The following is a 21,914-nucleotide window of genomic DNA, read 5'->3' as shown; positions in this document are numbered from 1 at the left end:
AACGGGGTGGCCCCCCGTTTGTGTTGGGCTACGATATGGGGGCCCACCCCACTTTGCAAGTCGCTGGAGGCCCCGTGCCCACGGACGGCGCAACACCACCCCTGGCCGGGCGCCCCATGCGGGCTGACGCACGCCGCAACTACGAGCGGATCCTCGGCGCGGCGGGAGCCATCGTCGCCGCGCACGGCGCCCAGGCGTCGCTGGAGGAGATCGCCCGCCAGGCCGGAGTCGGTTCCGCTACGTTGCACCGGCACTTCCCCTCGCGCCAGGCGCTACTGGAGGCGGTCTTCCGAGACCGGGTGGAGGCCCTTTGCGCCAAGGCCCACGACCTTGCCAACAGTCTCGACCCCTGGCCCGCGCTGACTACGTGGCTGCGAGCCGTCGGCACACACGCGACAGCCAACCGTGGCCTCGCGACAGCGATCATGTCTGGAACTCCTGGCGGCGATCCCACGCTCGGTGCCACCTGCCACACGATGATCATGGATGCCGGCGACGCGCTACTCGTCCGCGCGCGCCGCGCGGGCAGCGTACGCCCGGATGTCACCACCGCCGACCTACTCAAGCTTGTCAGCGCAATCGCCCTGGCCGCAGAACCCGAGCCTGACAGCGCGGCTGACGTCGACCGACTGGTCACACTTGCCATCGAAGGCGTACGGACTCGGTGCACGGGCAACGAGAGTGCCAAGTAGCTCCGAGGGGAGCCTCCGCCTACGGGCGCTGCGACTACAGTTCGTCCGCATGTCCCACGCTGAGATCGAGATCACTGCGGAACTGGTCCGGAATCTGGTGCGTGACCAGCACCCCGACCTCGCCGATCGCCCGGTCCGCCTAGGCGCGCGTGGCTGGGACAATCAACTGTGGCGGCTCGGCGACGACCTCGCCGTCCGGCTGCCCTGGGCGACCCGGGACTCGGACGCACTGCTGCGCAAGGAGCACACCTGGGTGCCCATGCTGGCCCCGCGCCTTCCGCTGCCGGTCCCCGTCCCGCAGCGAATCGGCGAGCCCTCCGAACGGTTCCCTCGGCCATGGCTCATCACCACCTGGGTTCCGGGCACACCAGCAGACCGCACCCCGGTCACGCGCGCAGCGGACGCGGCCGAGTCCTTGGCCGCTTTCCTGACGGCTCTTCACCAACCTGCCCCTGACGGCGCGCCCGCCGGCCGGGACCGCGGCGGCCCGCTGGTCGACCGCGCAGAGGAGGTCGCCAAGGGGCTCGCCTCCGCTGCCGAGCGAGGGCTGATCCGTGACTTCGACGCCGTCAACGCCGTCTGGCGCGACGCGGTCACCGCGCCTGAATGGACTGGTCCGGCACTGTGGATCCATGCGGACCTGCACCCGGCCAACGTCCTCACTGCCGACGGCTCCTTTTGCGGCGTGATCGACTTCGGTGACCTCTGCGCCGGTGACCCGGCATGTGACCTCGCGGCCGGGTGGATCCTGCTACCGGATGGCGCCATCGACCGCTTCCACGCGGCCTACCAGCCAACCCTGGATACCGCGACCCTGCGACGCGCGCGCGGCTGGGCGGTGTGGCGCGCCCTCGGCTGCATTTTCGTCGGCAACGACAGCGGCCCCGGCGGCAAGGCCACCTGGGGCCCGCCCGCCAGCGCCGCCTTGCGACGCCTCATCGCCACTGAACTCGGCACCGTCGGGTGAGCGGGGTGTGACAACTGGACTTGCGAGTGCCCGGCAGCTATGCCGGGAACTGCTTCTCGACCACTGTCAGCAGGGCGGCGTGGGTCTGTTCGTCGGCCGCCACGACGAGGCCGCCCACCCCAGTGTGCAGCGGCTGCCCGTGCAGGCCGGTGACCACACAGCCGGCGGCCCGGCACAGGGCGATCCCGCTGGCGAAGTGCACGCTGTCCCGCAGGTGGCCGTCGGTCACGTACCCGGCCCGCCGACCGGCCGCGACCCAGGCCACCGCGAGGGTGCTGGAGATCACGCGTGGGCGGAACCGCTCCGCGAACCCCCGGTCGGCGAGCAGGCGTACCGCGCGGAAGGCGGGATCGTTCGGGAACGGCGGATCCAGGTTGACGTCCACCAACCACGAGTCGGCCGACGGCTGGAGTTCGGCGTCCACGCCGTCGTGGCGTACCCGGGCCCGGGTGCCGTCGGTCCAGAACACCTCCGCGCTGAACGGGTCGGCCGAGGCGGCCACGGTGGTCTCCGGGCCGGAGCGCAGCGCGACGTTCACCGCGACCAGCATGCTGCGGGCGGCGTAGTTCAGTGTTCCGCAGAGCGGGTCGACCAGCCATTCCCGACCGTTCCCGGCGGATCCCGTGCGGCCACTCTCCTCACCGACCACGGTGTCGTCCGGGCGAGCGGCGCGCAGTACCGCCAGGATCGCCTGCTCCGCCTCGACGTCGGCGGCGGTGGCGAAGTCGCCCGGACCCTTGGCGAACCGGGCCAGCGCGGTGCCGTAGTGCGAGCGCACCACCTCGGCCCCTGCCTGCGCCGCCGCGATGGCCAGCTCGTGATCGGTGATCGTCATGCGGGCAAGGATAGGAGCCCGGACCGCCCGGGCCAGGCGGCCGCAAGGCGCCAGGTAGCCGCGCCGGGCCGGCGGGACGTCAGAGCTGTCCGACCTCGGTCACTCGGAGCACCGCCGTGCCCGCCGCGTCGGAGGCGGCGAGGTCGACCTCCGCGCTGATTCCCCAGTCGTGGTCGCCGTCCGGGTCGTCGAGGATCTGCCGGACCGTCCAGCGGTCCCGGCCCTGCTCGATCATCAGCAGCGCCGGCCCGCGCGCCGCCGGCCCGGTGCCGATCTCGTCGTACGCCTCGAAGTACGGCTCCAGCGCGTCGGCCCAGGCGTCGGCGTCCCAGCCGTCCTCGGCGTCGAGCGCGCCCAGCTCGTCGAAGCGACGCAGGGCGGCCAACTCCACCCGGCGGAACAGCGCGTTGCGGACCAGTACCCGGAACGCGCGGACGTTGCCGGTGACGGCTGGCGGCTTGTCGTCCACCACCACGGCGGCCGGGTCGGCCGGGTTGCGCAGCCGCTCCCACTCGTCGATCAGGCTGGAGTCCACCTGCCGGACCAGCTCGCCGAGCCACTCGATCAGGTCGATCAGTTCCTCGGTCTTGGCGTCCTCCGGCACGCTCTGCCGCACTGCCTTGTACGCGTCCGCCAGGTAGCGCAGCACCAGCCCCTCGGACCGGGACAGGCCGTAGAAGTTGACGTACTCGACGAAGGTCATCGCCCGCTCGTACATGTCCCGGACCACCGACTTCGGCCGCAGCTCGTAGTCGGCGACCCAGGGGTGCCCCCGCCGGTACATCTCGTAGGCGGCGTCCAGCAACTCGGCGAGCGGCTTCGGGTGGGTCACCTCGTCGAGCAGTTCGAGCCGGGCCTCGTACTCGATGCCGTCGGCCTTCATCGCCGCGACCGCCTCGCCCCGGGCCTTGAACTGCTGGGCCGAGAGCACCTGACGCGGGTTGTCCAGTGTGGACTCGATCACCGACAGTACGTCCAGGGCGTAGGTCGGGGACGCCGTGTCCAGTAGCTCGATCGCGGCCAGCGCGAACGGCGAGAGCGGCTGGTTGAGCGCGAAGTCGAGCTGGAGGTCGACGGTGAGGCGTACCCGTCGACCCTGCTCGTCCGGCTCGGCGAGCCGCTCCACCACGCCGCCGGCCAGCAGCGCCCGGTAGATGGCGATCGCCCGCCGGATGTGCCGGCGCTGCGCGGCGGGGTCCTCGTGGTTGTCGGTCAGCAGGTGCCGCATCGCGGCGAAGGCGTCGCCCGGCCGGCTGATCACGTTGAGCAGCATCGCGTGGCTGACCTGGAAGCTCGACGTCAACGGCTCCGGCTCGGCCTCGACCAGTCGGTCGAAGGTGGGCCGGCCCCAGCCGATCGACCCCTCCGGCGGCTTCTTCCGGACCACCTTGCGCCGCTTCTTCGGGTCGTCGCCCGCCTTGGCCAGGGCCTTCTCGTTCTCGATCACGTGTTCCGGCGCCTGCACCACCACCGTGCCCATGGTGTCGAAGCCGGCCCGGCCGGCCCGGCCGGCGATCTGGTGGAACTCCCGCGCCTTGAGCAGCCGGGTCTTGACGCCGTCGTACTTCGACAGGCCGGTGAAGAGGACAGTGCGGATCGGCACGTTGATCCCGACCCCGAGGGTGTCGGTGCCGCAGATGACCTTGAGCAGCCCGGCCTGGGCCAGCGTCTCCACCAGCCGCCGGTATTTCGGCAGCATCCCCGCGTGGTGCACCCCGATGCCGTGCCGGACCAGCCGCGACAGCGTACGCCCGAAGCCGGCGGTGAACCGGAAGTTGCCGATCGCCTCGGCGATCATGTCCTTCTCAGCCCGGGTGGCGACGTTGACGCTCATCAGCGCCTGCGCGCGTTCGAGTGCGGCTGCCTGGGTGAAGTGCACGACGTAGATCGGCGCCTGCCGGGTGGAGAGCAGCTCCTCCAGCGTCTCGTGCAGCGGTGTCATCGCGTACGAGAACATCAGCGGGACCGGCCGCTCGGCGTTACGGACCAGTGCCGTCGGCCGCCCGGTACGCCGGGTCAGGTCGTCGACGAACCGGGTGACGTCGCCCAGCGTGGCGGACATCAGCACGAACTGCGCCTGTGGCAGCTCGATCAGCGGCACCTGCCAGGCCCAGCCCCGGTCCGGCTCGGCGTAGAAGTGGAACTCGTCCATGATCACCATGCCGACGTCGGCCCGCTCGCCGTCCCGCAGCGCGATGTTGGCGAGGATCTCCGCCGTGCAACAGATGATCGGCGCGTCCTCGTTGACACTGGCGTCCCCGGTCAGCATCCCGACGTTCTCGGCGCCGAAGATCTCGCAGAGCGCGAAGAACTTCTCCGAGACCAGGGCCTTGATCGGCGCGGTGTAGAAGCTGATCCGGTCGTCGGCCAGGGCCGCGAAGTGGGCGCCCGCGGCGACCAGGCTCTTGCCGGAACCGGTCGGAGTGCTCAGGATCAGGTTGGCCCCGGAGACGATCTCGATCAGCGCCTCCTCCTGGTGCGGATAGAGGCTGAGGCCACGCTCCTGCGCCCAACCGGCGAACGCGTCGAAGAGGGTGTCGGGGTCGGCGCTGCCCGGCAGCTGGTCGGTGAGCGTCATAGCCGGTCCATCGTGCCTGGCCCGGCTCGGCAACGCCAATCCTCCGGCCCGGCCCAGTTGATCTCGCCGGCCTCGGTGTGGTTGCCTCCGTCGTCAGCGTCCTCAGCGGCGCCGGAAGATCAGGTCGAGGATCGGGCGCCCAGCGGTCGTGCCGCGCCGCTCGAACTTCGTCACCGGCCGGTGTGCCGGGCGGGGGGCGAAGCCGGGGTACACGTTCACCAGCTCCGGGTCGGCGGTCAGGGTGTCGCGCATGCTCTCGGCGTACTCCGGCCAGTCGGTGGCGCAGTGCAGGGTGCCGCCGGGGACCAGCCGGGAGCGGAGCAGCGCGACGTGCGCCGGCTGGATCAGCCGGCGCTTGTGATGCCGCGGCTTCGGCCAGGGGTCGGGAAAGAAGACGTGTACGGCGTCGAGCCGGTCCGGTGACAACAGGTGCCGGACGAGATCGAGCGCGTCACCCCGGGCGATCCGGACATTGGTCAGCCCGTGCTGCTCGGTGAGGGCGAGCAGGTTGGCGATGCCCGGAGTGTGCACCTCGACGGCGAGATAGTCCCGCCCCGGGTCGGCGGCGGCCATCGCCACGGTGGCGTCACCCATCCCAGAACCGATCTCCAGTACCACCGGCGCCTCGCGCCCGAACAGCTCGACCAGGTCCAGCCGGCCGCCGGTGGGCCGGTCACCGCTGTCGGCGTGCTCCGGAACCGGGACGGTCAGGCCGTACCCGGACCAGAGCCGGTCCAGCGCGTCCAGATGCCGCGCGCTGAGCCGGCCCCGGCGCGGGTGGAAGGTGCGGATCTGCGCCAACCGGCCTGACGGCACCCGGCCTGACGGCACCCGGCCCGACATTCCGGCGGGCTCGGGCTGCGGGGCCGGCACGGGCGCGGCGGTCTGGTCCTGGCTGGCGAGGGTCACGGGAGAGCCAGCCTACGCGATCGGGCCAGCCGACGGCGAAGCTGCGGGCCAGCCGACGGCGAAGCTCCGGGGCGGCCGACGGCGGGACCATGGGCCAGCCGACCGCGAAGCTACCGGGCGGCCGACGAGGATCTGCCCGAGAACGCCGGACCGGGTGTGCTCGGCGGCGACAGATGAGAGGATTTCCGCATACGGCAGGCCCAGGCCCCGCGTCCGGCCCTGCCCGAGGCGCCGGGAGGGGGACCAGTGGCAACGCGTCGACGCATCGCGATCCTCTGCGGTGTCCCGCTCGCCCTGCTCCTGGCCGTGCCCGCCCCGGCCCGCGCCGCCGACGTCTTCGTGCAGGTCAACCCGAGCACCGTCGAGGCCGGCTTCATGGTCGGCATCAAGGCCAGTTGCCGGACCAACACCCAGCCCGCCACGGTCGAGTCGCCGGCCTTCGGCTCCGTGACCGTGCAGCCGCAGGCCGGCTTCCTCACCGCGGTCGCCACCGTGCCGGAGACGACCCGGGCGGACACCTACCGGGTCCGGCTGAGCTGCCCGGACGGCGGGACCGCCTCCACCCGGTTGATGGTGGTGGGCGCCACCCGGCCGCAAAAGGGGCCGGCGACCGGCTTCGGCGGCAGCGCCGGGGACGACCCGGGCGGACTGCTGGTGGCCGGCGGGCTGGCCAGCACCGTACTCGGCGCCGTGCTGGGCCTGGTCGCCATCCGTCGCCGGGCCCGGTCGACGTCCCCCCGCCGGACCTGACCGGGAGGAGTCCCGCCCCGATGGCCCGTACCTCCACCGGCCGGCGCCCCTGGATCGGCGGCCGGCAGCCGGCGGCGCACCTGCGGCATCCGGCGGCCCGATCCGGCGGGAGCCGCCCCCGCCGGAGCATGATCGGGCCGCTGGCGATCGTCCTGGTACTCGTCGGGGTCTTCGCCACCGGTGCCGGGCTGGGCCAGTCGTCGGGTGGGCCGTGGCGCTGGCTGAACGGCGGCACCAAGGAGCCGTCCCGGGACTTCCCGGTGCTCGCGCCGAGCCGGCCGGTGAAGCTGGCGGTCCCGTCGATCGGGGTACGCGCCCCGGTGCACCGGGTCGGGCTCGCCGACGACGGTTCGATCGCCGTACCCGCGCTGGAGAAGCACAACGAGGCCGGCTGGTACGACCGCGGCCCGACCCCCGGCCAGTTCGGGCCGGCGATCATCGTCGGGCACGCGGACACCCGTACCGGACCGTCGGTCTTCCACGACCTGGTGAAGCTCCGGCCGGGTGCCCGGATCGAGGTGACCCGGCAGGACCGGTCGGTGGCGATCTTCGAGGTCAACTCGGTCGAGCACTTCGACAAGGACAGGTTGCCCGCCGAGCGGGTGTACGGCGACTTCCGCCGCCCCTGGCTCCGCCTGATCACCTGCGGCGGACGCTGGGTCGGCGGCGGTACGGGCTACTCGGACAACATCATCGCGTTCGCCTCGCTGGTCGATTCCCGCAAGCCGTGATCTCCAGCCGGCTACGGGGCGGTGGGGCCGGCCTGCTGGACCACCTCGAACTCCAGCAGCGTGGCGCCGGTGGCGACCGGCCGGGGCTGCTCGCCGCCCGATCCGCCGTCGGCGGGCCCACGGGCGTGCGCCTCCCGGGCCGGCCCGCTCGCCCACGCCTGGTACGCCTCCTCGCTCTCCCACTTCGTGTAGACGAAGTAGCGGTTCTCGCCGGCCACCGGCCGGAGCAGTTCGAAGCCGAGGAACCCGGGAGAGTTCTCGACCGCGCCCTGCCGGGCGGCGAACCGGCGTTCCAGCTCCGCACCGGCGCCGGCCGGGACCTCGATCGCGTTGATCTTCACTACTGCCATGGCTTCAGCCTAGGGCAGCCGCCCGGAACGCCAGGGGGAGCGACGACAGCTACCGGGCCACCTCGTAGCGCCAGACCCGGAGCTGTGCACCACCGCTCCGGCAGGCCATGAACCGCTGGGCCACCATGCACCCCTCCACGCTGTACGGCAGGATTCCGAGCCGGCGGACCGACGGCCCGGCCGGGTCGAGTACACCGAACCAGGTCTGCTGCCTGACGAGGTCCGGTTGGAGCACCAGCGGGGGCGGGTCCGTGCCGAGCGGTACGGCACCGGACCAGACGACATCCTCGGTCAGCCGCCAACCTCCGAGTTCGGTCGCGGTCCGTCCGGTCCGGGCGTCGAGGACCCGGCGGAGTGCGGGGGCTGCGGCCATCTCGATCAGCCACGGGCCGAAGGAGAGCAGCCGTAGCGGCCCGGGATGCTCCCACCGGGCCTCGCCGGTGGTCGGGTCGAGCGCGATGGTGTGGAGATTCGCCGAGTGGCACAGCAGCGGACCACAGCGCTCGACGAACTGATTCGGGCCGGACAGTGAGCGGCTCCACCGCCGCTGTCGCAGATCCGCCGAGTACGCCGTCACGACCAGCGCGGGTCCGGACTGCGCCAGTGCCACGACGGTCTCCCCGACCCGTTGCGCGAGGACCAGCTCACCGCCCGCCCAGTCCAGCCGGTGTGCGACCCTGCCGGAGAGCACGTCCCGCACGTCGACGTGACCGTCGGGCGACGAGGTCAGCAGCATGGTCGGGCGCCCGTCGAACGCCTCGACCAGCCGGGCGTTGTCGATCCGGGGCAACTCCCAGCGCAGCCGGCCGGTGCCGAGGTCGAGCCCTCGGACGATCGTTCCGATCGGCGGCTCGCTGTAGGTGTGCCCGTCCGACCCGCCGTAGATCTCGCCGGTGCTGCCGGCCTGGCCGGGCTGGATCCGCGACTCGGGCCGGAAGATGGTGTCGAAGACCAGCGCGATCGGCCCGCCGGGGAGCAGCAGCGAACGGTACGGGACCGACCAGCGCCGTTCCCCGGTCCGTGGATCCAGCGCCGTGGTCCGGGCCGGTGCACCTTCGGCCGGCCGCTCGAAGACCAGCAGCACTCCGTCGGAGAGCCTCAGCCCGAGGCCCTCCTGGTCGACTCTGAAGTCGGCGGACCAGAGCCGCCGCCCGTCGGTGAGGTCGTGGCAGACGATCCGGCGTGTCGACGGGTCGGCCTCGTGGATCACCGAGGTGGTGACGAGCAGGCCGTCAGCCAGGGTGTAGGTGTCGGCCGGGCCGATCGGCGCGGCGTGGACCTGGCGCAGTGGTGGCGCCGGAGGCAGCCCGGCACCACCGGTGCTGAGCACGAGGATTCCGGCGACGGCTGCCGCCGCGATCCGCCATCGGCGTACGGTCACCTCGCGGGGTGCCCTGGCGACCTCGGCCGGTGGCTCGTACCGCTCGGTGCCGAGGTCGATCACCATGTCCCGCCGTCTTCCATCCGCCCTCCGCACCTGGCCGGACCAACGTCGCCGCCATTATTCGGCATCGGGCGCTGGCCGGGGGTACGGCAGCGCGTTTCCGAGCAGGCGTTGGCGAGCGGCTGTCCGCGAGCCCGGGATCCGGCATGCGTCGAAGGCCGGGGAACGGCCCGACGGGACAGCCACGCTGGCCCGCCGCCGTCGACCAGGACCGTGGCCCGGGAAGCCGGCTCACCCGCCGTCCGGCGCGGTGTCCACCACGATCGGGGCGTGGTCGGACGGGCCCTTGCCCTTGCGGGCCTCCCGGTCCACATATGCCGAGGTGACGCGCTCGGCGAACGACCCGGTGGCGTACACCAGGTCGATCCGCATGCCCTTGTTCTGGTGGAACATCCCGGCCCGGTAGTCCCAGTAGGTGAACGGGTGCGGACCCTTCATCGGGGTCGGCACCACGTCGGTCAGGCCGAGGGCGCGCAGGTCGGCCAGGGCCTGCCGCTCCGCCGGGGTCACGTGCGTCGAGTTGACGAAGAGCGCCGGGTCCCAGACGTCGGCGTCGGTCGGCGCCACGTTGTAGTCGCCGCAGACCACCAGCGGCAGTCCGGTGCGCAGCTCGGCTTCGAGTGCGTCGCGCAGCACCGCGAACCAGGCGAGCTTGTATTCGTAGTGCGGCGAGTCCGGGGTACGCCCGTTCGGCACGTAGATCGACCAGACCCGGAGCCCGGCACAGGTCGCGGAGATCGCCCGGGCCTCCGGCTCCGGGAAGCCGGGCTCGTCGGCGAACCCGACCGCGACGTCGGCCAGGCCGACCCGGGACAGGATCGCCACCCCGTTCCACCGCCCGTCGCTGTGGCTGGCCACTTCGTAACCCAGCTCGCCGACCTCGTCGGCCGGGAACGAGCCGTCCGGGCACTTCGTCTCCTGCAGGCAGACCACGTCCGGCTTCGTGCCGGCGAGCCAGTCCAGCAGCCGGGGGAGGCGGGCCTTCACCGAGTTGACGTTCCAGGTCGCCAGGCGCATGTCCCCAGCCTGCCCGATCCGGGCGGGGAACGCAGGTGCGCGACGCGACGCCGGGGACCACCGCCGACGGGCCCCGGCGGAAGCGTCCCGCCGTCAGCTACCCGGGTTGTCTCCCGGCCGGCCCTGCTCGGCGAGGAAGCGCTCCAGCTCCGCACCGAGTTCGTCGGCGGTGGGCAGCGGCCCGGTCTGGTTGGCGAGCAGGTTCGGGCCGCCCCGTCCCCGGGTGAAGGCGTCGTACTGCTCCTCCAGCGCGTGCACCAGCGAGGTCGCCTCGTCGGTCTGCGCCACCTGCCGGTCGATGTCGACCCGGACGGCCTCGGCGGCGGTCCGCAGCGACTCGGTGGGCAGCAGCAGGCCGGTGGCCCGGGAGACCGAGGTGAGCAGCAGTTCGGCCGCGCCCGGGTATTCGGTCTGGGCCACGTAGTGCGGCACGTGCACCGCGAAGCCGACCGCGTCCCGGCCCTGCTCGCCGAGGCGGAACTCGAGCAGGTTGCCGGCGCTGCCCGGCACCTGGATGCGTTGCAGCCAGGACTCGTAGCCGGTGATCAGCTCCGGCCGGGTGGCGTGCGCGGTCACCCCGATCGGCCGGGTGTGCGGCACCGCCATCGGGATCGCGTTCAGCCCGATCGTCACGCGTACGCCGAGCCGGCGGATCAGGCTGGTCAGGGCGGCGATGAACCGTTCCCACTGGAAGTCCGGCTCGGGGCCGGACAGCAGCAGGAACGGGGTGTTCTCGTCGTCACGCAGCAGGTGCAGTTCGAGCTTCGGCTGCTCGTAGTGCTCCCAGTGGTCCTCGACGAAGATCATCGTGGGGCGCCGGGAGCGGTAGTCGAGCAGTTGGTCGACGTCGAAGGTGGCGATCGTCCGGGACTCGAGGGTCGACACCAGGTGTTCCCGGGCGAGCCGGGTCGCGTTTCCGGCGTCGACGAAGCCGGAAAGCGCCTGGATCAGCACCGGCTGACCCAGCTCGGGCAGGTCGTCGGTGAGTTCGTAGAGCTCGTTCGGGTCGAGCACCGGTCAGGACCTCCTTGGGGTACGCCGGGACGCGCCTTCGCGGACGGCGCCCCGATGTAGCAAACGCTGCCGCTATCTTGGTCCATTCCACCGAGCCACTCCGCGACCCCTGCCAGCATCGTCGTGCGGATCTCCGGCGGCGCGCCGGACGCCTCGACCGAGGACCGGGCCAGGGTGGCCAGCTCGGCGTCGGTGCAGCCGAGTACGTCCCGGGCCAGCACGTACTGGTCGAGCAGGTTCGTGCCGAACAGCAGCGGATCGTCCGTGCCGAGCGCCACCGGCACGCCGGCGGTGAGCAGGGCACGCAGCGGAGTGGCCGCCAGCCCGGTGGTGACGCCGAACGGCGGATATGAGCTGGGACACACCTCCATCGCCACCGCCCGCCCGGCCAGCAGGTCGAGGGTGGCCGGGTCGGCCGCCGCGGTCAGCCCGTGCCCGACCCGGTGCGCGCCGAGCAGCGTGACGCAGTCCCGGACGTGCCAGGCCGGCTCGTAGAACCCGCTGTGCGGCACGGCCAGCAGTCCGGCCTCGGTAGCCGTCCGCATCGCCGGGACGAAGTCCGCGATCCGGCCCCGGCGCTCGTCGTTGGAGAGCCCGAAGCCGACGACACCGTGCCCGGCGTACCGGGCGGCGAGCCGGGCGACCCGGTCCGCCTGGGCCGGCGGTCCGGCCCAACTGGCCGCCAGCACCACTCCGGTACGCCCGCCGGCCGCCCCGGCGAGTACCGCCTCCACCACCGGCTCCAGCCCACCCAGCCGGTCGGCGTACGTCGTGGGGTCCACCTGGATCTCCACCCAGCCGGCGCCGTCGGCGACATTGTCGGCGGTCGCCTCCGCCACCACCCGGCTCAGGTCCCCGGCGGTACGCAGCGCCGCCCGGGCCAGGTCGTAGCGGCGCTGGAACGCGGCCCAGCCGTGCAGGGCGCCGGTCGGCAGCGGCTCGGGCAGCGGCAGCCCGTCCCGGTCCGCCAGTTCGGTCAGCGTCTCCGGGCGCATCGAGCCGGTGAGGTGCAGGTGCAGGTTGGTCTTTGGCAACCGACGGAGGTCGCGGCGCGGAAGCGGGTCGGTGACCGGTGCCATAGTCCACGGTCTCACGAGACGGACCGGTCCGGGTACCCGGTGGGGGACCGGCCGGCCGAGCACGACTCAGCCGATCGGAGGAGGCGGTCGATGGTGCGTGGAGTGACGGTTGATTAGAAGGTATACGCCTGATTGATGGCTGAAGCGCGATTTCTCTGGAATGCCGCACTTGTTCCGGTTGGCCATCGCTGCCCGCGCCTGCGGTCCACTGACCGAATGCTCGGTCAGCAGATGTGGTGTAGCCCACCTGGTGACTCCCCGTAGTCGGCCTTCGACATGCCTAGCCTCGTCGGATGCCTGACGACGACCGTTCTGAGACCGCGAACTCCGCCGTGCCCAGCACTGTCCGATCGGATGATGCCTCCTCCTCCGACCCGACATCCGGCGCCGTGCCGCGCCAGTCGCCCGGGACCCTCCGGCCCACGCCGGCCCGGCTGCGGAGGTTCGTACTCCTGCTGTCGGCCCTGATCGGCCGGCTCCGGCCGCTCGGCCCGGCCGTGTCGGGCCGGCTCGCTAGGGCCGCCGCTGCCGTCGACCGGGCGGTCCGGCCCGGCGCCACCGTGGCCGGCCGGCTGGCGGGGGTGGCGGCCGCCCGACTGCGGGTCGCCACCGGGCCGGTCCTGGCCCTGCTGCTAGCCCAGGCGCGACGCCTCCGCCGCGCCGTCGAGCCCGGGCTGGCCCGGGTCCGCCGGGTGCCCGCCGTCCGGACCGCCGAGCGCGCGGCGCGCCGGGCCGCCGGCCGGACCGCAGCACCCGCCCGCCGGCTCGCCGTCCGGGCCGGCGCCCTGGCCGCCCGGACCGGGCTGCCGGACCGGCTCGGCCTGCGCCGCCCGGCCGGAGTCGCGGTGGCCGCCGGGCTGCTCTGCTGCCTCGGCGTGCTGGCCGCCGTCGAGGCGGTCTCGCCCTCGGCCGACCCCGCCGGCGGCAGCACCGCGAACGCCGAGGACCGGGTCGCGCTCTCCCGGCCGGACGACGGCACCGGCGACCGGTCCGGCGCCGACCGCTCGGCGGACCGGCCGAGCCGCTCCGGTGACCACGACCGGTCGGGCGCCGCGAAGTCGGACGAGGCGGACCCGGACACGTCTTCCCCGCTGGACGACGCGAAACCGGTGGCCGGGCTGACCGAGGTCCAGATGGACAACGCCCGGGCCATCGTCCGGACCGGCCGGGACATGGGGATGCCGCGCCGGGGCCTGATCATCGGGGTGGCCACCGCCATGCAGGAGAGCAACCTGCTCAACCGGGCCAGCGAGGTGCTGCCGGAGTCCAAGCGCTACCGGCACCAGGGCACCGGCTGGGACCACGACTCGGTCGGGCTGTTCCAGCAGCGCACCAGCAGCGGCTGGGGCCCGGTGAACCGCCTGATGGACCCGGCGTACGCGAGTGCGCGGTTCTTCGAGGCGCTGCGCCAGGTGCCCGGGTGGCAGCGGATGCGGCTGACCGAGGCGGCCCAGGCGGTGCAGTACTCGGCCTACCCCGAGCACTACGCCAAGCACGAGGGCCAGGCGACCAGGGTGGTCGACACGCTCGTCCCGTCCTGGCGCTGAGCGGGGCGGGACGTCGACTTGATCGGTCCGGCCACCATGGAGGCGTGGACCCGTCCGAATCGCGCGGCCGGTGTGGCGCGGCCGGGGATCGGGTACACCTGGTACCAGGACCACCCGAGGAGGACCGAGATGGCGTCACTGGTGCAACGGATCCGAATGTTCCTCAGATCCCCGCAGGGCCGGCAGCTCGTCGAGCGGGGCCGGCGCGAATTCGCCAAGCCGTCGAACCAGCACCGGATGCGCCGGATCGTGTCCCGGCTGCGCGGCCGGCGCTGACCGTCGGCCAGGTGGCTGCCGCGATCGTCGACCATCTGGGCGTGGGTGCCGCCCCTCGGCGGTGCGTACCGCTCGTCGGTCCTGGCCGGGCCGTGGTCGTACCCTGATTCCTTCCCTCGACATCCGGAGTGTCCCGTGACCGAGTCCCAGCCGGGCGGCGGCGGAACCGCCGCGCCGGTGCCGCCGACCGACCGTACGCCGCCGGCCGCCGCGAACCCGGGGCCGGCATCCCGTCCGGACGCCGCACCGGGCGCCGCCGTCGGGGTGGCCCAGGTCGACCCGGGCGTCGCGGCCGAGCCGCCCCCGGCCGAGTCGACCGCAGTCGAGCCGCCCCCGGCCGAGCCCGCCGACGACCCGGAGCTGACCGTCGCCCCACCCAGCGGGCTGTGGGAGCGGATGAAGGCCGATCCGCAGTACGCCCCGGAGCACCTCGCCCTGGAGGCGGTCCGGCGGATCGGGCCGCAGGCCCGGGCCTGGGCCGAGCGCACCCGTGCCTGGTATCCGCAGATGACGCCGGAGGCCATGGCCGAGACGGCGATCCGGAAGTTCGTCAACCACGCCCGGGTCTCCGGGGCGATATCCGGCGCCGCCGGCCTGCCCGGCGCGGTCCTCGACATGGGTGTGCTGGCCTGGACCCAGGCCCGGATGGTGCTCTACGTCGCGGCGGCGTACGGGCACGACCCCGAGCACCCCGACCGGGCCACCGACCTGCTGGTGCTGCAACGGGTACACAAGATCGCCGAGACGGCGCGGCTGGCGCTCGGAGTGGCCGCCGGGCGGGAGCGCGTCGACGCGCTGCGGGGCCGGTCGGAGACCCCGCTGGCCCAGGTGATGTTGCGGCTCGGCCTGAAGCTGGCGCAGATGGCCGGTGTCCGGGCCGCGAAGCGGCTGCTCGCCAAGGCGGTGCCGGGGGCGGCGGTGGTGCTCGGCAGTTGGGCGAACTCGTCGGCCACCAAGAGCCTGGCGGCCCGGTCCCAGGAGCTGTACCGGCCCCGCGTGATCATGCCGCCCGGCCGGTAGCCTCAGTCGGCTCGTCGGGCCTGGCCGGCCAGGCCCGACGCCCGCCAGGCCACCTTGGCCAGTTCGTTCTGCCCGGCCACGTTCGGGTGGAAGTAGTCCAGCCGGTTCAGCAGGTCCAGGCCGAACCGCACCCGGTGCGCGGCGCCGCCGTCGTAGCGGCAGCGGGACCCGTACGCCTTGCAGGCGGCGGCGAGCTGCTCGTTGTACGCGTCGATCCGGGCCCGGAACGTCGACCGGCGGGTACGGTCGGCCGGCTCGGTCGAGGTGGGGCTGGCCAGCAGCGCGGGGCAGATCCGCCCCCGCCAGGCGCGTACCGCCCGGGTGTCCTCGTGGCCGACCTCCCAGACCCGGTACAGGTTCGGGATGCTCACCACCAGGACCCGAGCCTTCGGCAGGCCCTTCTTCAGCGTCGCGAGTCCACGGTCGATCTCGGTGCGGAACGCCGCGACACCGGTCATGTCCTCGATCCCGCCCCGGCAGGCGTCGTTCGCTCCGATGAGTACGGTCACGTAGTCCACCCTGGCGCGTACCGCCGCGGCGGCCTGGCTGGCCAGTCCCGAGGCGCGGGCCCCGTTCACCGCCTCGTTGTGCGCCTTGCCGCGGATGGCCGGGTTCACCTCGCGGAGCTGCCGGTAGAGGCTCTCCACCCGGCTGCTCTCCCCGGTCGACCAGGAGTTGCGCTGGCAGGCGGCGAGGATCAGGCAGGAGCCGAAGCCAGCGGTGATGGAGTCGCCGAGCGCCGCGATCGAGCCGGGCAGCCCGGGCCGGGGCGGGGCGGGCGGGGGATCGGGCTGGCCCCCGCCGCCGCCGTCGGACCCCTCGCAGGCCAGCGCGAAGGCCGCGAGCAGCGCGGTGACGGCGGCGGTCCAACGTCTGGGCATGCTTCCCCCGGTGCAGAGCGGACAGCAATCGCTCCGTAACTGTACGCGGCGCCGCCGCCGGCCCGGAACCCTCGCCGGCCGCCGCCGGCACGCGGATCACGGACACCCGACGTCCGGCGGCACACCCTGCCGGCAGCGAAACCGGGGTGGACGGCGGTGACCGGGGTGGACGGTCAGCGGGTGCGCTGTGGCTGTCCGTTGGTGACGGCGACGAAGCTCTCCGGCCGGATCGTGACGATGACCCGTTCCGGCGCGTCCTTGATCTCGTAGACGTTGTCGTACCGCTGTTGCAGCGAACGGTAGAAGGACGCGACCTCGTCGTCGTCCTCGACCTTCTCCACCACACCGCGCACCTCGAGGAACCGGTACGGGTCGTCGGGGTCGGCGATCGAGAGCGCGACCCGGGGATCGCGCCGCACGTTGCGGAACTTCTGCCGGCGCTTGGTGTGGGTCATCCTGATCAGCCCGCCGTCCCAGTCGAACCACATCACGTTGCTCTGCGGCCCGCCGTCCGGGCGGGTGGTCGCCAGGTGCGCGAAGAGCGGGCGGGTCAGCAGGTCGGCGTGGCTGGGCGGGGGAGTGGGACCGGTCGTCATCCACCCGTTATACCCACCGGGCGGCGAAATCCCCCACCGGCCCGGGCCGGACCGGCGGCACGCCGAGCGTCGTCTTCAGGGTCACGAGCCGCGCCGGCCGGCGGCCCAGGGGCGGCCGGCCAGGTTAGTCCGGGCCCATACCGGGTAGTTCGGCGAAATGGCCGCGAGATCGCAGCCCCGAGGGGCGAAAGGGACGGTTGGCCACCCGTACAGCGCGCTCAACCTGCGCCTGGTGCTGGCCGCGTTCGGTCTGGTGATCTGTGTGGTGCTCGGCGTGCTGGCGCTCCGGGCCGACCTGTTGGTCCTCGCGGTGGTCCTCGGCATCCTCGCCCTGGCCGCCGTGATCGACATGGCGGTGGTGCAGCGACGCCGGGCCGCGCGGCGCCGGGAGGAGCCGCCGGGCACGAAGCACTCGCTCTTCGAGTGAACACGGAGCCGGTCCGGCCCGCCCGTGACCCGCGCGCCGCCCGATCCGCCGACATCGGAGGGAGTACGACATGTCGATCGCCACCATCGACCCGACCACGGGACAGGTGCTCAAGACCTTTGACGAGATGACCGACGAGCAGTTGACGGCCGCCCTCGCCCGGGCGGCGGCCGGCTTCGACGAGTTGCGCGGCACCACCTTCGCCGACCGGGCCCGGTGGATGTCCGCCGCGGCTGACCTGCTGGAGGTCGAGTGCGACGGCGTGGCCCGGATGATGACGACGGAGATGGCCAAGACGTACGCGTCGGCCAAGGCCGAGGTGGCCAAGTGCGCGGCGGCCTGCCGGTACTACGCGGCGCACGCCGAGCGGTTCCTCGCCGACGAGCCCGCCGACGCCGCTTCGATCGGTGCCACCTCGGCGTACGGCCGGTACTTCCCGATGGGCCCGGTGCTGGCGGTGATGCCGTGGAACTTCCCGCTCTGGCAGGTGATGCGGTTCGCCGCACCGGCCCTGATGGCCGGCAACGCGGGTCTGCTCAAGCACGCCTCGAACGTGCCGCAGACCGCGCTCTATCTGGACGAGCTGTTCCGCCGGGCCGGTTTCCCGGCCGGCGCGTTCCAGACGTTGATGATCGGTTCAGAGCGGATCGAGCAGGTGCTCGCCGACCCCCGGGTCCGGGCGGCGACGCTGACCGGCAGCGAGGGCGCCGGCCGGTCGGTGGCGTCCGTCGCCGGGAAGTACGTCAAGAAGACCGTGCTCGAACTCGGCGGCAGTGACCCGTTCGTGGTGATGCCCTCGGCCGACGTGGCCCGGGCCGCCGAGGTGGCCACGGTGGCCCGCTGCCAGAACAACGGCCAGTCCTGCATCGCGGCGAAGCGGTTCATCGTGCACACCGACGTCTACGACGAGTTCACCGACGCGTTCGTGGCCCGGATGTCGGCGCTGCGGGTCGGCGACCCGATGGACGACGGGACCGACGTCGGGCCGCTCGCTACCGAGCGGGGTCGCGACGAGGTGGCCGAGCAGGTCCGGGACGCCGTCGCCAAGGGGGCCCGGGTGCTCTGCGGCGGGGAGGTGCCGGACCGGCCCGGTTGGTGGTACCCACCGACCGTGGTCACCGAGCTGACCCCGCAGATGCGGATGTACGCCGACGAGGTCTTCGGCCCGGTAGCCGGGCTCTACCGGGTCGGCTCCTACGAAGAGGCGATCGAGGTGGCCAACGGCACCGACTACGGTCTCGGCGCCAACGCCTGGACCCGGGACCCGGCGGAGCAGCAGCGCTTCGTCGCCGACCTGGACGCCGGAATGGTCTTTGTCAACGGGATGACCACGTCCTATCCGGAACTGCCGTTCGGTGGGGTCGGCAACTCCGGCTACGGCCGGGAGTTGTCGGCGCAGGGCATCCGGGAGTTCTGCAACCTCAAGGCCGTCTGGATCGGCGCGGGGTCCTCGGGCGGACCCGGCGCGGGCGCGCACAGCGAGTAGCGCACACCGCCGTACCGGCCCGATTGACGGTCCGCGGATATTGGACATGTTCGACCTGCCCTTGCGGTGCGGTGGGCCGCAAGGGCGGACGCGGTGCGCGAGCGCCGCGCGGTTCAGGTGGAAAAAGTTTCCTCGTCGGCGTACCGGGTGTGCGGGCCGGGTGCGGCGGGGTACGGGAGACCGCCATGACGGTCTTCGGGCTTCACGCCTCACACGAGCAGATCCATCCCGCCGAGTTGCTCCGGGCCGTCGTCCGGGCCCAGGAGGCGGGCTTCGACGCGGCCATGTCTTCCGACCACTTCTCGCCGTGGAGCGCCCGGCAGGGGCAGTCCGGCTTCGCCTGGTCCTGGCTCGGCGCCGCGCTCCAGGCCACCACGCTGCCGTTCGGCGTGGTCAACGCGCCCGGCCAGCGCTACCACCCGGCGATCGTCGCGCAGGCGATCGGCACGCTCGCCGCGATGTATCCCGGCCGGTTCTGGGCCGCGCTGGGCACCGGGGAGGCGAGCAACGAGCACGTCACCGGGGCGGGCTGGCCGCGCAAGGAGATCCGGACGGCCCGGCTGCGGGAGTGCGTCGAGGTGATCCGGGCGCTGCTGGCCGGCGAGGAGGTCAGCCACGATGGACTGGTCACGGTGGACCGGGCCCGGCTCTGGACCCGGCCGGCGGAACCGCCCGCGCTGGTCGGCGCCGCGGTGACCGAGGCGACCGCCCGGAGGTGCGCCGAGTGGGCGGACGGCCTGATCACCGTTAACGCGCCGGTGTCCCGGCTGCGCCGGATGGTCGACGCCTACCGGGACGCGGGCGGCCGGGGCAAGCTGCACCTCCAGGTCCACCTGAGCTGGGCGCCCGACCCGGCGGAGGCGGCCCGGATCGCGTACGACCAGTGGCGCAGCAACGTCTTCGCCCCGCCGGTCTGCTGGGACCTGGAGTTGACCGACCACTTCGACGTCCTCTCCGAGCAGGTGTCGCCGGAACGGGTCGCCGAGGTGGTCAACGTCTCCGCCGACCTCGGCCGGCACGCGGCCCTGCTGCGCGAGTACGCCGACCTCGGCTTCGACGAGATCTACCTGCACCACGTCGGGCAGCGGCAGGACGCCTTCGTCGACGCCTTCGGGGCAAAGGTGCTCCCCGAGTTGCGGACGGGCGGGTCGGAGCGGGGCTGACCCGGTGCCCGGCTCAGGTCCCGGCCGGCCCGTCCTCGCCGGTACGGCGGCTCAGGCGGCGTTCGAGAAGCTGGCCCGGCCAGGACCGGTCGACCAGCGGCACGGTGAACGGTTCGGTGGCGGTGAAGCCCTGACTCTCGTAGTAGCGGACCAGGGCGCCGTCGTCACCGGCGTAACAGTCCACCCGGAGCAGGGCGAGCCCCTGGGCCCGGGCGAGTTCCTCGGCGTACTCCAGCAGTCGCGCGCCGATCCGCCGCCCGGCGTGGGCCCGGTCGCTGACCAGCAGGTTGACGTACAACTCGGGTTCGGTCGCGGCCGGGACGTGCGGCACCGCCGCGCCGACGACGATCGCCCCGACCGGGCGGCCGGCGAGTTCGGCCAGGTAGAGGCCGCCCTCGGCGGCCCAGCGCCGGACCTGGTCGATCCGGCGCGGGTTGCCGGAGTGCGGCGCACTGCCCCACTGGCCGGTGCGGCCGCGTTCCACCAGCCAGCGGGTGGCGCCGTCGAGCAGGGCGAGCACCGCGGCGACGTCGTCGGAACCACCGGGCCGGACGACGATTTCATCCCTAGGCACAGCGTCCATGTTGGCAGAAGATCTATCCATCACCACCACTGCGAATCGAGCTCGCACTCGGCCCCGCTGACCGAGACGCCCGGGCGGTGTCCGGAGCACCGGGCCGGTGCCCGTCCCCTGGAGGTCACCGATGACGCAGACCGCCGCCGACCGATTTCCGACGAAACACCTGCCCGGCGTCACCGTACGGGAACTACCCCCACCACCCCGGTCGGCCTGGTCGATCATCGGACCGGGGGTGATCGCGGCCGGCGTCGGTCTGGCGTCCGGCGAGTTCATTCTCTTTCCGTACATCGCCTCGCAGGTGGGGCTGGTCTTCCTCTGGGCCGCCGCGGTCGGCATCGTCACCCAGTGGTTCCTGAACATGGAGATCGAGCGCTACACCCTGGCCACCGGGGAGACCGCACTGACCGGCTTCTCGCGGTTCTGGCGGCACTGGGGACTGGTCTTCGCGATCATGGTCTACTTCGCCAACCTCTGGCCGGGCTGGGCGTCCAGTTCGGCCACCATGCTGACGTACCTGTTCGGCGGCGACGCCACCTGGATCGCGGTCGGCCTGCTGCTGCTGATCGGCGCCACCCTCACCCTGGCCCCGGTGGTCTACACCGCGCTGGAGCGGGTCGAGTTCGTCAAGGTCGGCCTGGTGCTGGTCTTCATCGCGGTCGCGGTGGTCTTCGCCATCTCGGCCCGGGCCTGGGGCGACCTGCCCACCGCGGTGACCGCCCCGGAGTTCCCCACCGAACTCGGCTTCGCGCTGATGCTCTCCGCGCTGGTCTTCGCCGGTGCCGGCGGCGGGCAGAACCTGGTGCAGTCCAACTGGATCCGGGACAAGGGCTACGGCATGGGCACGTACGTGCCCCGGCTGGTCAGCCCGGTCACCGGCCGGGAGGAGGCGGCCCCGGACGGTCGCGGATTCGTCTTCGAGCCGACCGAGGAGAACCTGGCCCGCTGGCGGCGCTGGTGGCGGCTGGCCAACCGGGAGCAGGCGGTCACCTTCGCGCTGATCTCGTTCGTCACCATCGTGCTGACCTCGCTGCTGGCCTACTCCACCGTGTACGGGGTGCCCGGGCTGGCCAACGGCGTCTCGTTCCTCCAGGTCGAGGGGGAGCGGCTGAAGGAGATCGTCGGTCCGTGGTTCGGCACCCTGTTCTGGGTGGTCGGAGCGCTCTCGCTCTTCGCCGCCGCGATGGGCATCGTCGACTACACCAGCCGGCTCGCCGCCGACGTGCTCAAGACGGCGTACCTGCCCCGGTTCTCCGAGAGCCGGATCTACTTCGTGCTGGTCTGGGGGCTGGTCGGGCTCGGCTGTGCCATCCTGCTGGCCGGCTTCGACCAGCCGCTGATCCTGCTGGTCATCTCGGCCTGCGTCGGTGGGCTGATGATGTTCTTCTACTCGATCCTGCTGCTGCTGCTCAACCGTCGGGTGCTGCCCGAGCAGATCCGGCCCCGGTCGTACCGGGTGGCGGCGCTGGTCTGGTCGGTGCTGCTCTTCGGGGTCTTCTCCGCACTGACCGTCTGGCAGCAGGGCGACCGGCTGCTCGACTGGCTGCGCTGAGCAGGACGGAGCCCCGACCCGTC

General features: G+C 72.7%; 22 protein-coding genes. 11 read left to right on the top strand and 11 right to left on the bottom strand.

Features of this window, described 5'->3' with window-relative positions:
* Positions 1-116 precede the first annotated feature (116 nt).
* A complete protein-coding gene (locus AAH979_RS15960; protein ID WP_346258884.1) occupies positions 117-692 on the top strand; it encodes a helix-turn-helix domain-containing protein in 576 nt (191 codons plus the stop codon).
* Positions 693-741: 49 nt separating this feature from the next.
* Positions 742-1,659: an aminoglycoside phosphotransferase family protein gene (locus AAH979_RS15955; protein ID WP_346258883.1), complete on the top strand. Its 918-nt coding sequence runs from the start codon at positions 742-744 to the stop codon at positions 1,657-1,659.
* A 37-nt stretch (positions 1,660-1,696) separates the two neighbouring features.
* Here the strand turns inward: AAH979_RS15955 and AAH979_RS15950 are convergent, their stop codons facing one another.
* The 3 genes from AAH979_RS15950 to trmB all read right to left on the bottom strand — a co-directional run bounded on the left by AAH979_RS15950 (position 1,697) and on the right by trmB (position 5,915).
* On the bottom strand, positions 1,697-2,494 hold the full coding sequence (locus AAH979_RS15950; protein ID WP_346258882.1) for an inositol monophosphatase family protein: 798 nt from the start codon (positions 2,492-2,494) through the stop codon (positions 1,697-1,699).
* Between the two features lie 79 nt (positions 2,495-2,573).
* Positions 2,574-5,072 (bottom strand): DUF3516 domain-containing protein, encoded by a 2,499-nt coding sequence (locus AAH979_RS15945; protein WP_346258881.1) that lies wholly within the window; start codon positions 5,070-5,072, stop codon positions 2,574-2,576.
* A 102-nt stretch (positions 5,073-5,174) separates the two neighbouring features.
* Positions 5,175-5,915 carry a tRNA (guanosine(46)-N7)-methyltransferase TrmB gene (gene trmB / locus AAH979_RS15940; RefSeq protein WP_346259006.1) on the bottom strand — a complete coding sequence of 247 codons (741 nt, stop codon included), beginning with the start codon at positions 5,913-5,915 and terminating at the stop codon, positions 5,175-5,177.
* 312 nt (positions 5,916-6,227) lie between these two features.
* Between trmB and AAH979_RS15935 the strand changes: the two genes are divergently transcribed.
* Complete coding sequence (locus AAH979_RS15935) at positions 6,228-6,731, top strand: hypothetical protein (RefSeq protein WP_346258880.1); 504 nt, start codon at positions 6,228-6,230, stop codon at positions 6,729-6,731.
* Between the two features lie 128 nt (positions 6,732-6,859).
* Positions 6,860-7,462 carry a class F sortase gene (locus AAH979_RS15930; protein ID WP_346259005.1) on the top strand — a complete coding sequence of 201 codons (603 nt, stop codon included), beginning with the start codon at positions 6,860-6,862 and terminating at the stop codon, positions 7,460-7,462.
* Between the two features lie 11 nt (positions 7,463-7,473).
* Here the strand turns inward: AAH979_RS15930 and AAH979_RS15925 are convergent, their stop codons facing one another.
* The 5 genes from AAH979_RS15925 to add all read right to left on the bottom strand — a co-directional run bounded on the left by AAH979_RS15925 (position 7,474) and on the right by add (position 12,321).
* Entirely contained in the window at positions 7,474-7,812 is a 339-nt protein-coding gene (locus tag AAH979_RS15925; protein WP_346258879.1) for an antibiotic biosynthesis monooxygenase, read from the bottom strand.
* Positions 7,813-7,861: 49 nt separating this feature from the next.
* On the bottom strand, positions 7,862-9,259 hold the full coding sequence (locus tag AAH979_RS15920) for a PQQ-binding-like beta-propeller repeat protein (protein WP_346258878.1): 1,398 nt from the start codon (positions 9,257-9,259) through the stop codon (positions 7,862-7,864).
* Between the two features lie 228 nt (positions 9,260-9,487).
* Positions 9,488-10,273, bottom strand: coding sequence for an exodeoxyribonuclease III (locus AAH979_RS15915; protein ID WP_346258877.1), 786 nt, complete (start codon positions 10,271-10,273; stop codon positions 9,488-9,490).
* A gap of 93 nt (positions 10,274-10,366) precedes the next feature.
* Positions 10,367-11,287 (bottom strand): PAC2 family protein, encoded by a 921-nt coding sequence (locus tag AAH979_RS15910; protein WP_346258876.1) that lies wholly within the window; start codon positions 11,285-11,287, stop codon positions 10,367-10,369.
* On the bottom strand, positions 11,221-12,321 hold the full coding sequence (gene add, locus AAH979_RS15905) for an adenosine deaminase (RefSeq protein ID WP_346258875.1): 1,101 nt from the start codon (positions 12,319-12,321) through the stop codon (positions 11,221-11,223). The genes AAH979_RS15910 and add overlap by 67 nt, the downstream gene beginning before the upstream one ends.
* 338 nt (positions 12,322-12,659) lie before the next feature.
* On the opposite strand from add, the gene AAH979_RS15900 reads away from it, so the two are divergent.
* The 3 genes from AAH979_RS15900 to AAH979_RS15890 all read left to right on the top strand — a co-directional run bounded on the left by AAH979_RS15900 (position 12,660) and on the right by AAH979_RS15890 (position 15,209).
* Positions 12,660-13,913: a hypothetical protein gene (locus tag AAH979_RS15900; protein ID WP_346258874.1), complete on the top strand. Its 1,254-nt coding sequence runs from the start codon at positions 12,660-12,662 to the stop codon at positions 13,911-13,913.
* Between the two features lie 129 nt (positions 13,914-14,042).
* On the top strand, positions 14,043-14,189 hold the full coding sequence (locus AAH979_RS15895; RefSeq protein ID WP_346258873.1) for a hypothetical protein: 147 nt from the start codon (positions 14,043-14,045) through the stop codon (positions 14,187-14,189).
* A gap of 360 nt (positions 14,190-14,549) precedes the next feature.
* A complete protein-coding gene (locus AAH979_RS15890) occupies positions 14,550-15,209 on the top strand; it encodes an EcsC family protein (protein WP_346259004.1) in 660 nt (219 codons plus the stop codon).
* 2 nt (positions 15,210-15,211) lie between these two features.
* Here the strand turns inward: AAH979_RS15890 and AAH979_RS15885 are convergent, their stop codons facing one another.
* Together AAH979_RS15885 and AAH979_RS15880 are read right to left on the bottom strand one after the other, a co-directional pair.
* Entirely contained in the window at positions 15,212-16,090 is an 879-nt protein-coding gene (locus AAH979_RS15885; protein ID WP_346258872.1) for a GDSL-type esterase/lipase family protein, read from the bottom strand.
* Positions 16,091-16,263: 173 nt separating this feature from the next.
* A complete protein-coding gene (locus AAH979_RS15880; protein WP_346258871.1) occupies positions 16,264-16,686 on the bottom strand; it encodes a PPOX class F420-dependent oxidoreductase in 423 nt (140 codons plus the stop codon).
* Between the two features lie 157 nt (positions 16,687-16,843).
* Here AAH979_RS15880 and AAH979_RS15875 point away from each other — a divergent pair, with 157 nt between their 5' ends.
* The 3 genes from AAH979_RS15875 to AAH979_RS15865 all read left to right on the top strand — a co-directional run bounded on the left by AAH979_RS15875 (position 16,844) and on the right by AAH979_RS15865 (position 19,762).
* Positions 16,844-17,113: a hypothetical protein gene (locus tag AAH979_RS15875; RefSeq protein ID WP_346258870.1), complete on the top strand. Its 270-nt coding sequence runs from the start codon at positions 16,844-16,846 to the stop codon at positions 17,111-17,113.
* 70 nt (positions 17,114-17,183) lie between these two features.
* The gene (locus AAH979_RS15870) at positions 17,184-18,599 is read left to right on the top strand and encodes an NADP-dependent succinic semialdehyde dehydrogenase (RefSeq protein WP_346258869.1); all 1,416 of its coding nucleotides are present in this window, start codon (positions 17,184-17,186) and stop codon (positions 18,597-18,599) included.
* 185 nt (positions 18,600-18,784) lie between these two features.
* Positions 18,785-19,762, top strand: a complete 978-nt coding sequence (locus AAH979_RS15865) for a TIGR03885 family FMN-dependent LLM class oxidoreductase (protein ID WP_346258868.1) — start codon at positions 18,785-18,787, stop codon at positions 19,760-19,762.
* Between the two features lie 13 nt (positions 19,763-19,775).
* On the opposite strand, the gene AAH979_RS15860 is transcribed toward AAH979_RS15865, so the two are convergent.
* Complete coding sequence (locus AAH979_RS15860; RefSeq protein ID WP_346258867.1) at positions 19,776-20,345, bottom strand: GNAT family N-acetyltransferase; 570 nt, start codon at positions 20,343-20,345, stop codon at positions 19,776-19,778.
* Positions 20,346-20,466: 121 nt separating this feature from the next.
* Between AAH979_RS15860 and AAH979_RS15855 the strand changes: the two genes are divergently transcribed.
* Positions 20,467-21,891, top strand: coding sequence for an Nramp family divalent metal transporter (locus AAH979_RS15855; protein ID WP_346258866.1), 1,425 nt, complete (start codon positions 20,467-20,469; stop codon positions 21,889-21,891).
* The last annotated feature ends 23 nt before the right edge of the window (positions 21,892-21,914 follow it).

This window comes from Plantactinospora sp. ZYX-F-223 (assembly GCF_039649625.1).
Classification (GTDB): Bacteria; Actinomycetota; Actinomycetes; order Mycobacteriales; family Micromonosporaceae; genus Plantactinospora.
Note: the sequence above shows the minus strand (reverse complement) of the source record. Positions and strands in the feature narration are given on the sequence as shown.

Excerpts from the sequence above, each read along its gene's own strand:
- AAH979_RS15930 (WP_346259005.1), top strand. The coding sequence starts at position 6,860 with ATGATCGGGCCGCTGGCGATCGTCCTGGTACTCGTCGGGGTCTTCGCC.
- AAH979_RS15925 (WP_346258879.1), bottom strand. The coding sequence starts at position 7,812 with ATGGCAGTAGTGAAGATCAACGCGATCGAGGTCCCGGCCGGCGCCGGT.
- AAH979_RS15900 (WP_346258874.1), top strand. The coding sequence starts at position 12,660 with ATGCCTGACGACGACCGTTCTGAGACCGCGAACTCCGCCGTGCCCAGC.
- AAH979_RS15870 (WP_346258869.1), top strand. The coding sequence starts at position 17,184 with ATGTCGATCGCCACCATCGACCCGACCACGGGACAGGTGCTCAAGACC.
- AAH979_RS15915 (WP_346258877.1), bottom strand. The coding sequence starts at position 10,273 with ATGCGCCTGGCGACCTGGAACGTCAACTCGGTGAAGGCCCGCCTCCCC.
- AAH979_RS15885 (WP_346258872.1), bottom strand. The coding sequence starts at position 16,090 with ATGCCCAGACGTTGGACCGCCGCCGTCACCGCGCTGCTCGCGGCCTTC.
- AAH979_RS15855 (WP_346258866.1), top strand. The coding sequence starts at position 20,467 with ATGACGCAGACCGCCGCCGACCGATTTCCGACGAAACACCTGCCCGGC.
- AAH979_RS15960 (WP_346258884.1), top strand. The coding sequence starts at position 117 with ATGCGGGCTGACGCACGCCGCAACTACGAGCGGATCCTCGGCGCGGCG.
- AAH979_RS15955 (WP_346258883.1), top strand. The coding sequence starts at position 742 with ATGTCCCACGCTGAGATCGAGATCACTGCGGAACTGGTCCGGAATCTG.
- AAH979_RS15920 (WP_346258878.1), bottom strand. The coding sequence starts at position 9,259 with ATGGTGATCGACCTCGGCACCGAGCGGTACGAGCCACCGGCCGAGGTC.
- AAH979_RS15895 (WP_346258873.1), top strand. The coding sequence starts at position 14,043 with ATGGCGTCACTGGTGCAACGGATCCGAATGTTCCTCAGATCCCCGCAG.
- AAH979_RS15950 (WP_346258882.1), bottom strand. The coding sequence starts at position 2,494 with ATGACGATCACCGATCACGAGCTGGCCATCGCGGCGGCGCAGGCAGGG.
- trmB (WP_346259006.1), bottom strand. The coding sequence starts at position 5,915 with ATGTCGGGCCGGGTGCCGTCAGGCCGGGTGCCGTCAGGCCGGTTGGCG.
- AAH979_RS15945 (WP_346258881.1), bottom strand. The coding sequence starts at position 5,072 with ATGACGCTCACCGACCAGCTGCCGGGCAGCGCCGACCCCGACACCCTC.
- AAH979_RS15880 (WP_346258871.1), bottom strand. The coding sequence starts at position 16,686 with ATGACGACCGGTCCCACTCCCCCGCCCAGCCACGCCGACCTGCTGACC.
- AAH979_RS15865 (WP_346258868.1), top strand. The coding sequence starts at position 18,785 with ATGACGGTCTTCGGGCTTCACGCCTCACACGAGCAGATCCATCCCGCC.
- AAH979_RS15860 (WP_346258867.1), bottom strand. The coding sequence starts at position 20,345 with ATGGACGCTGTGCCTAGGGATGAAATCGTCGTCCGGCCCGGTGGTTCC.
- AAH979_RS15875 (WP_346258870.1), top strand. The coding sequence starts at position 16,844 with ATGGCCGCGAGATCGCAGCCCCGAGGGGCGAAAGGGACGGTTGGCCAC.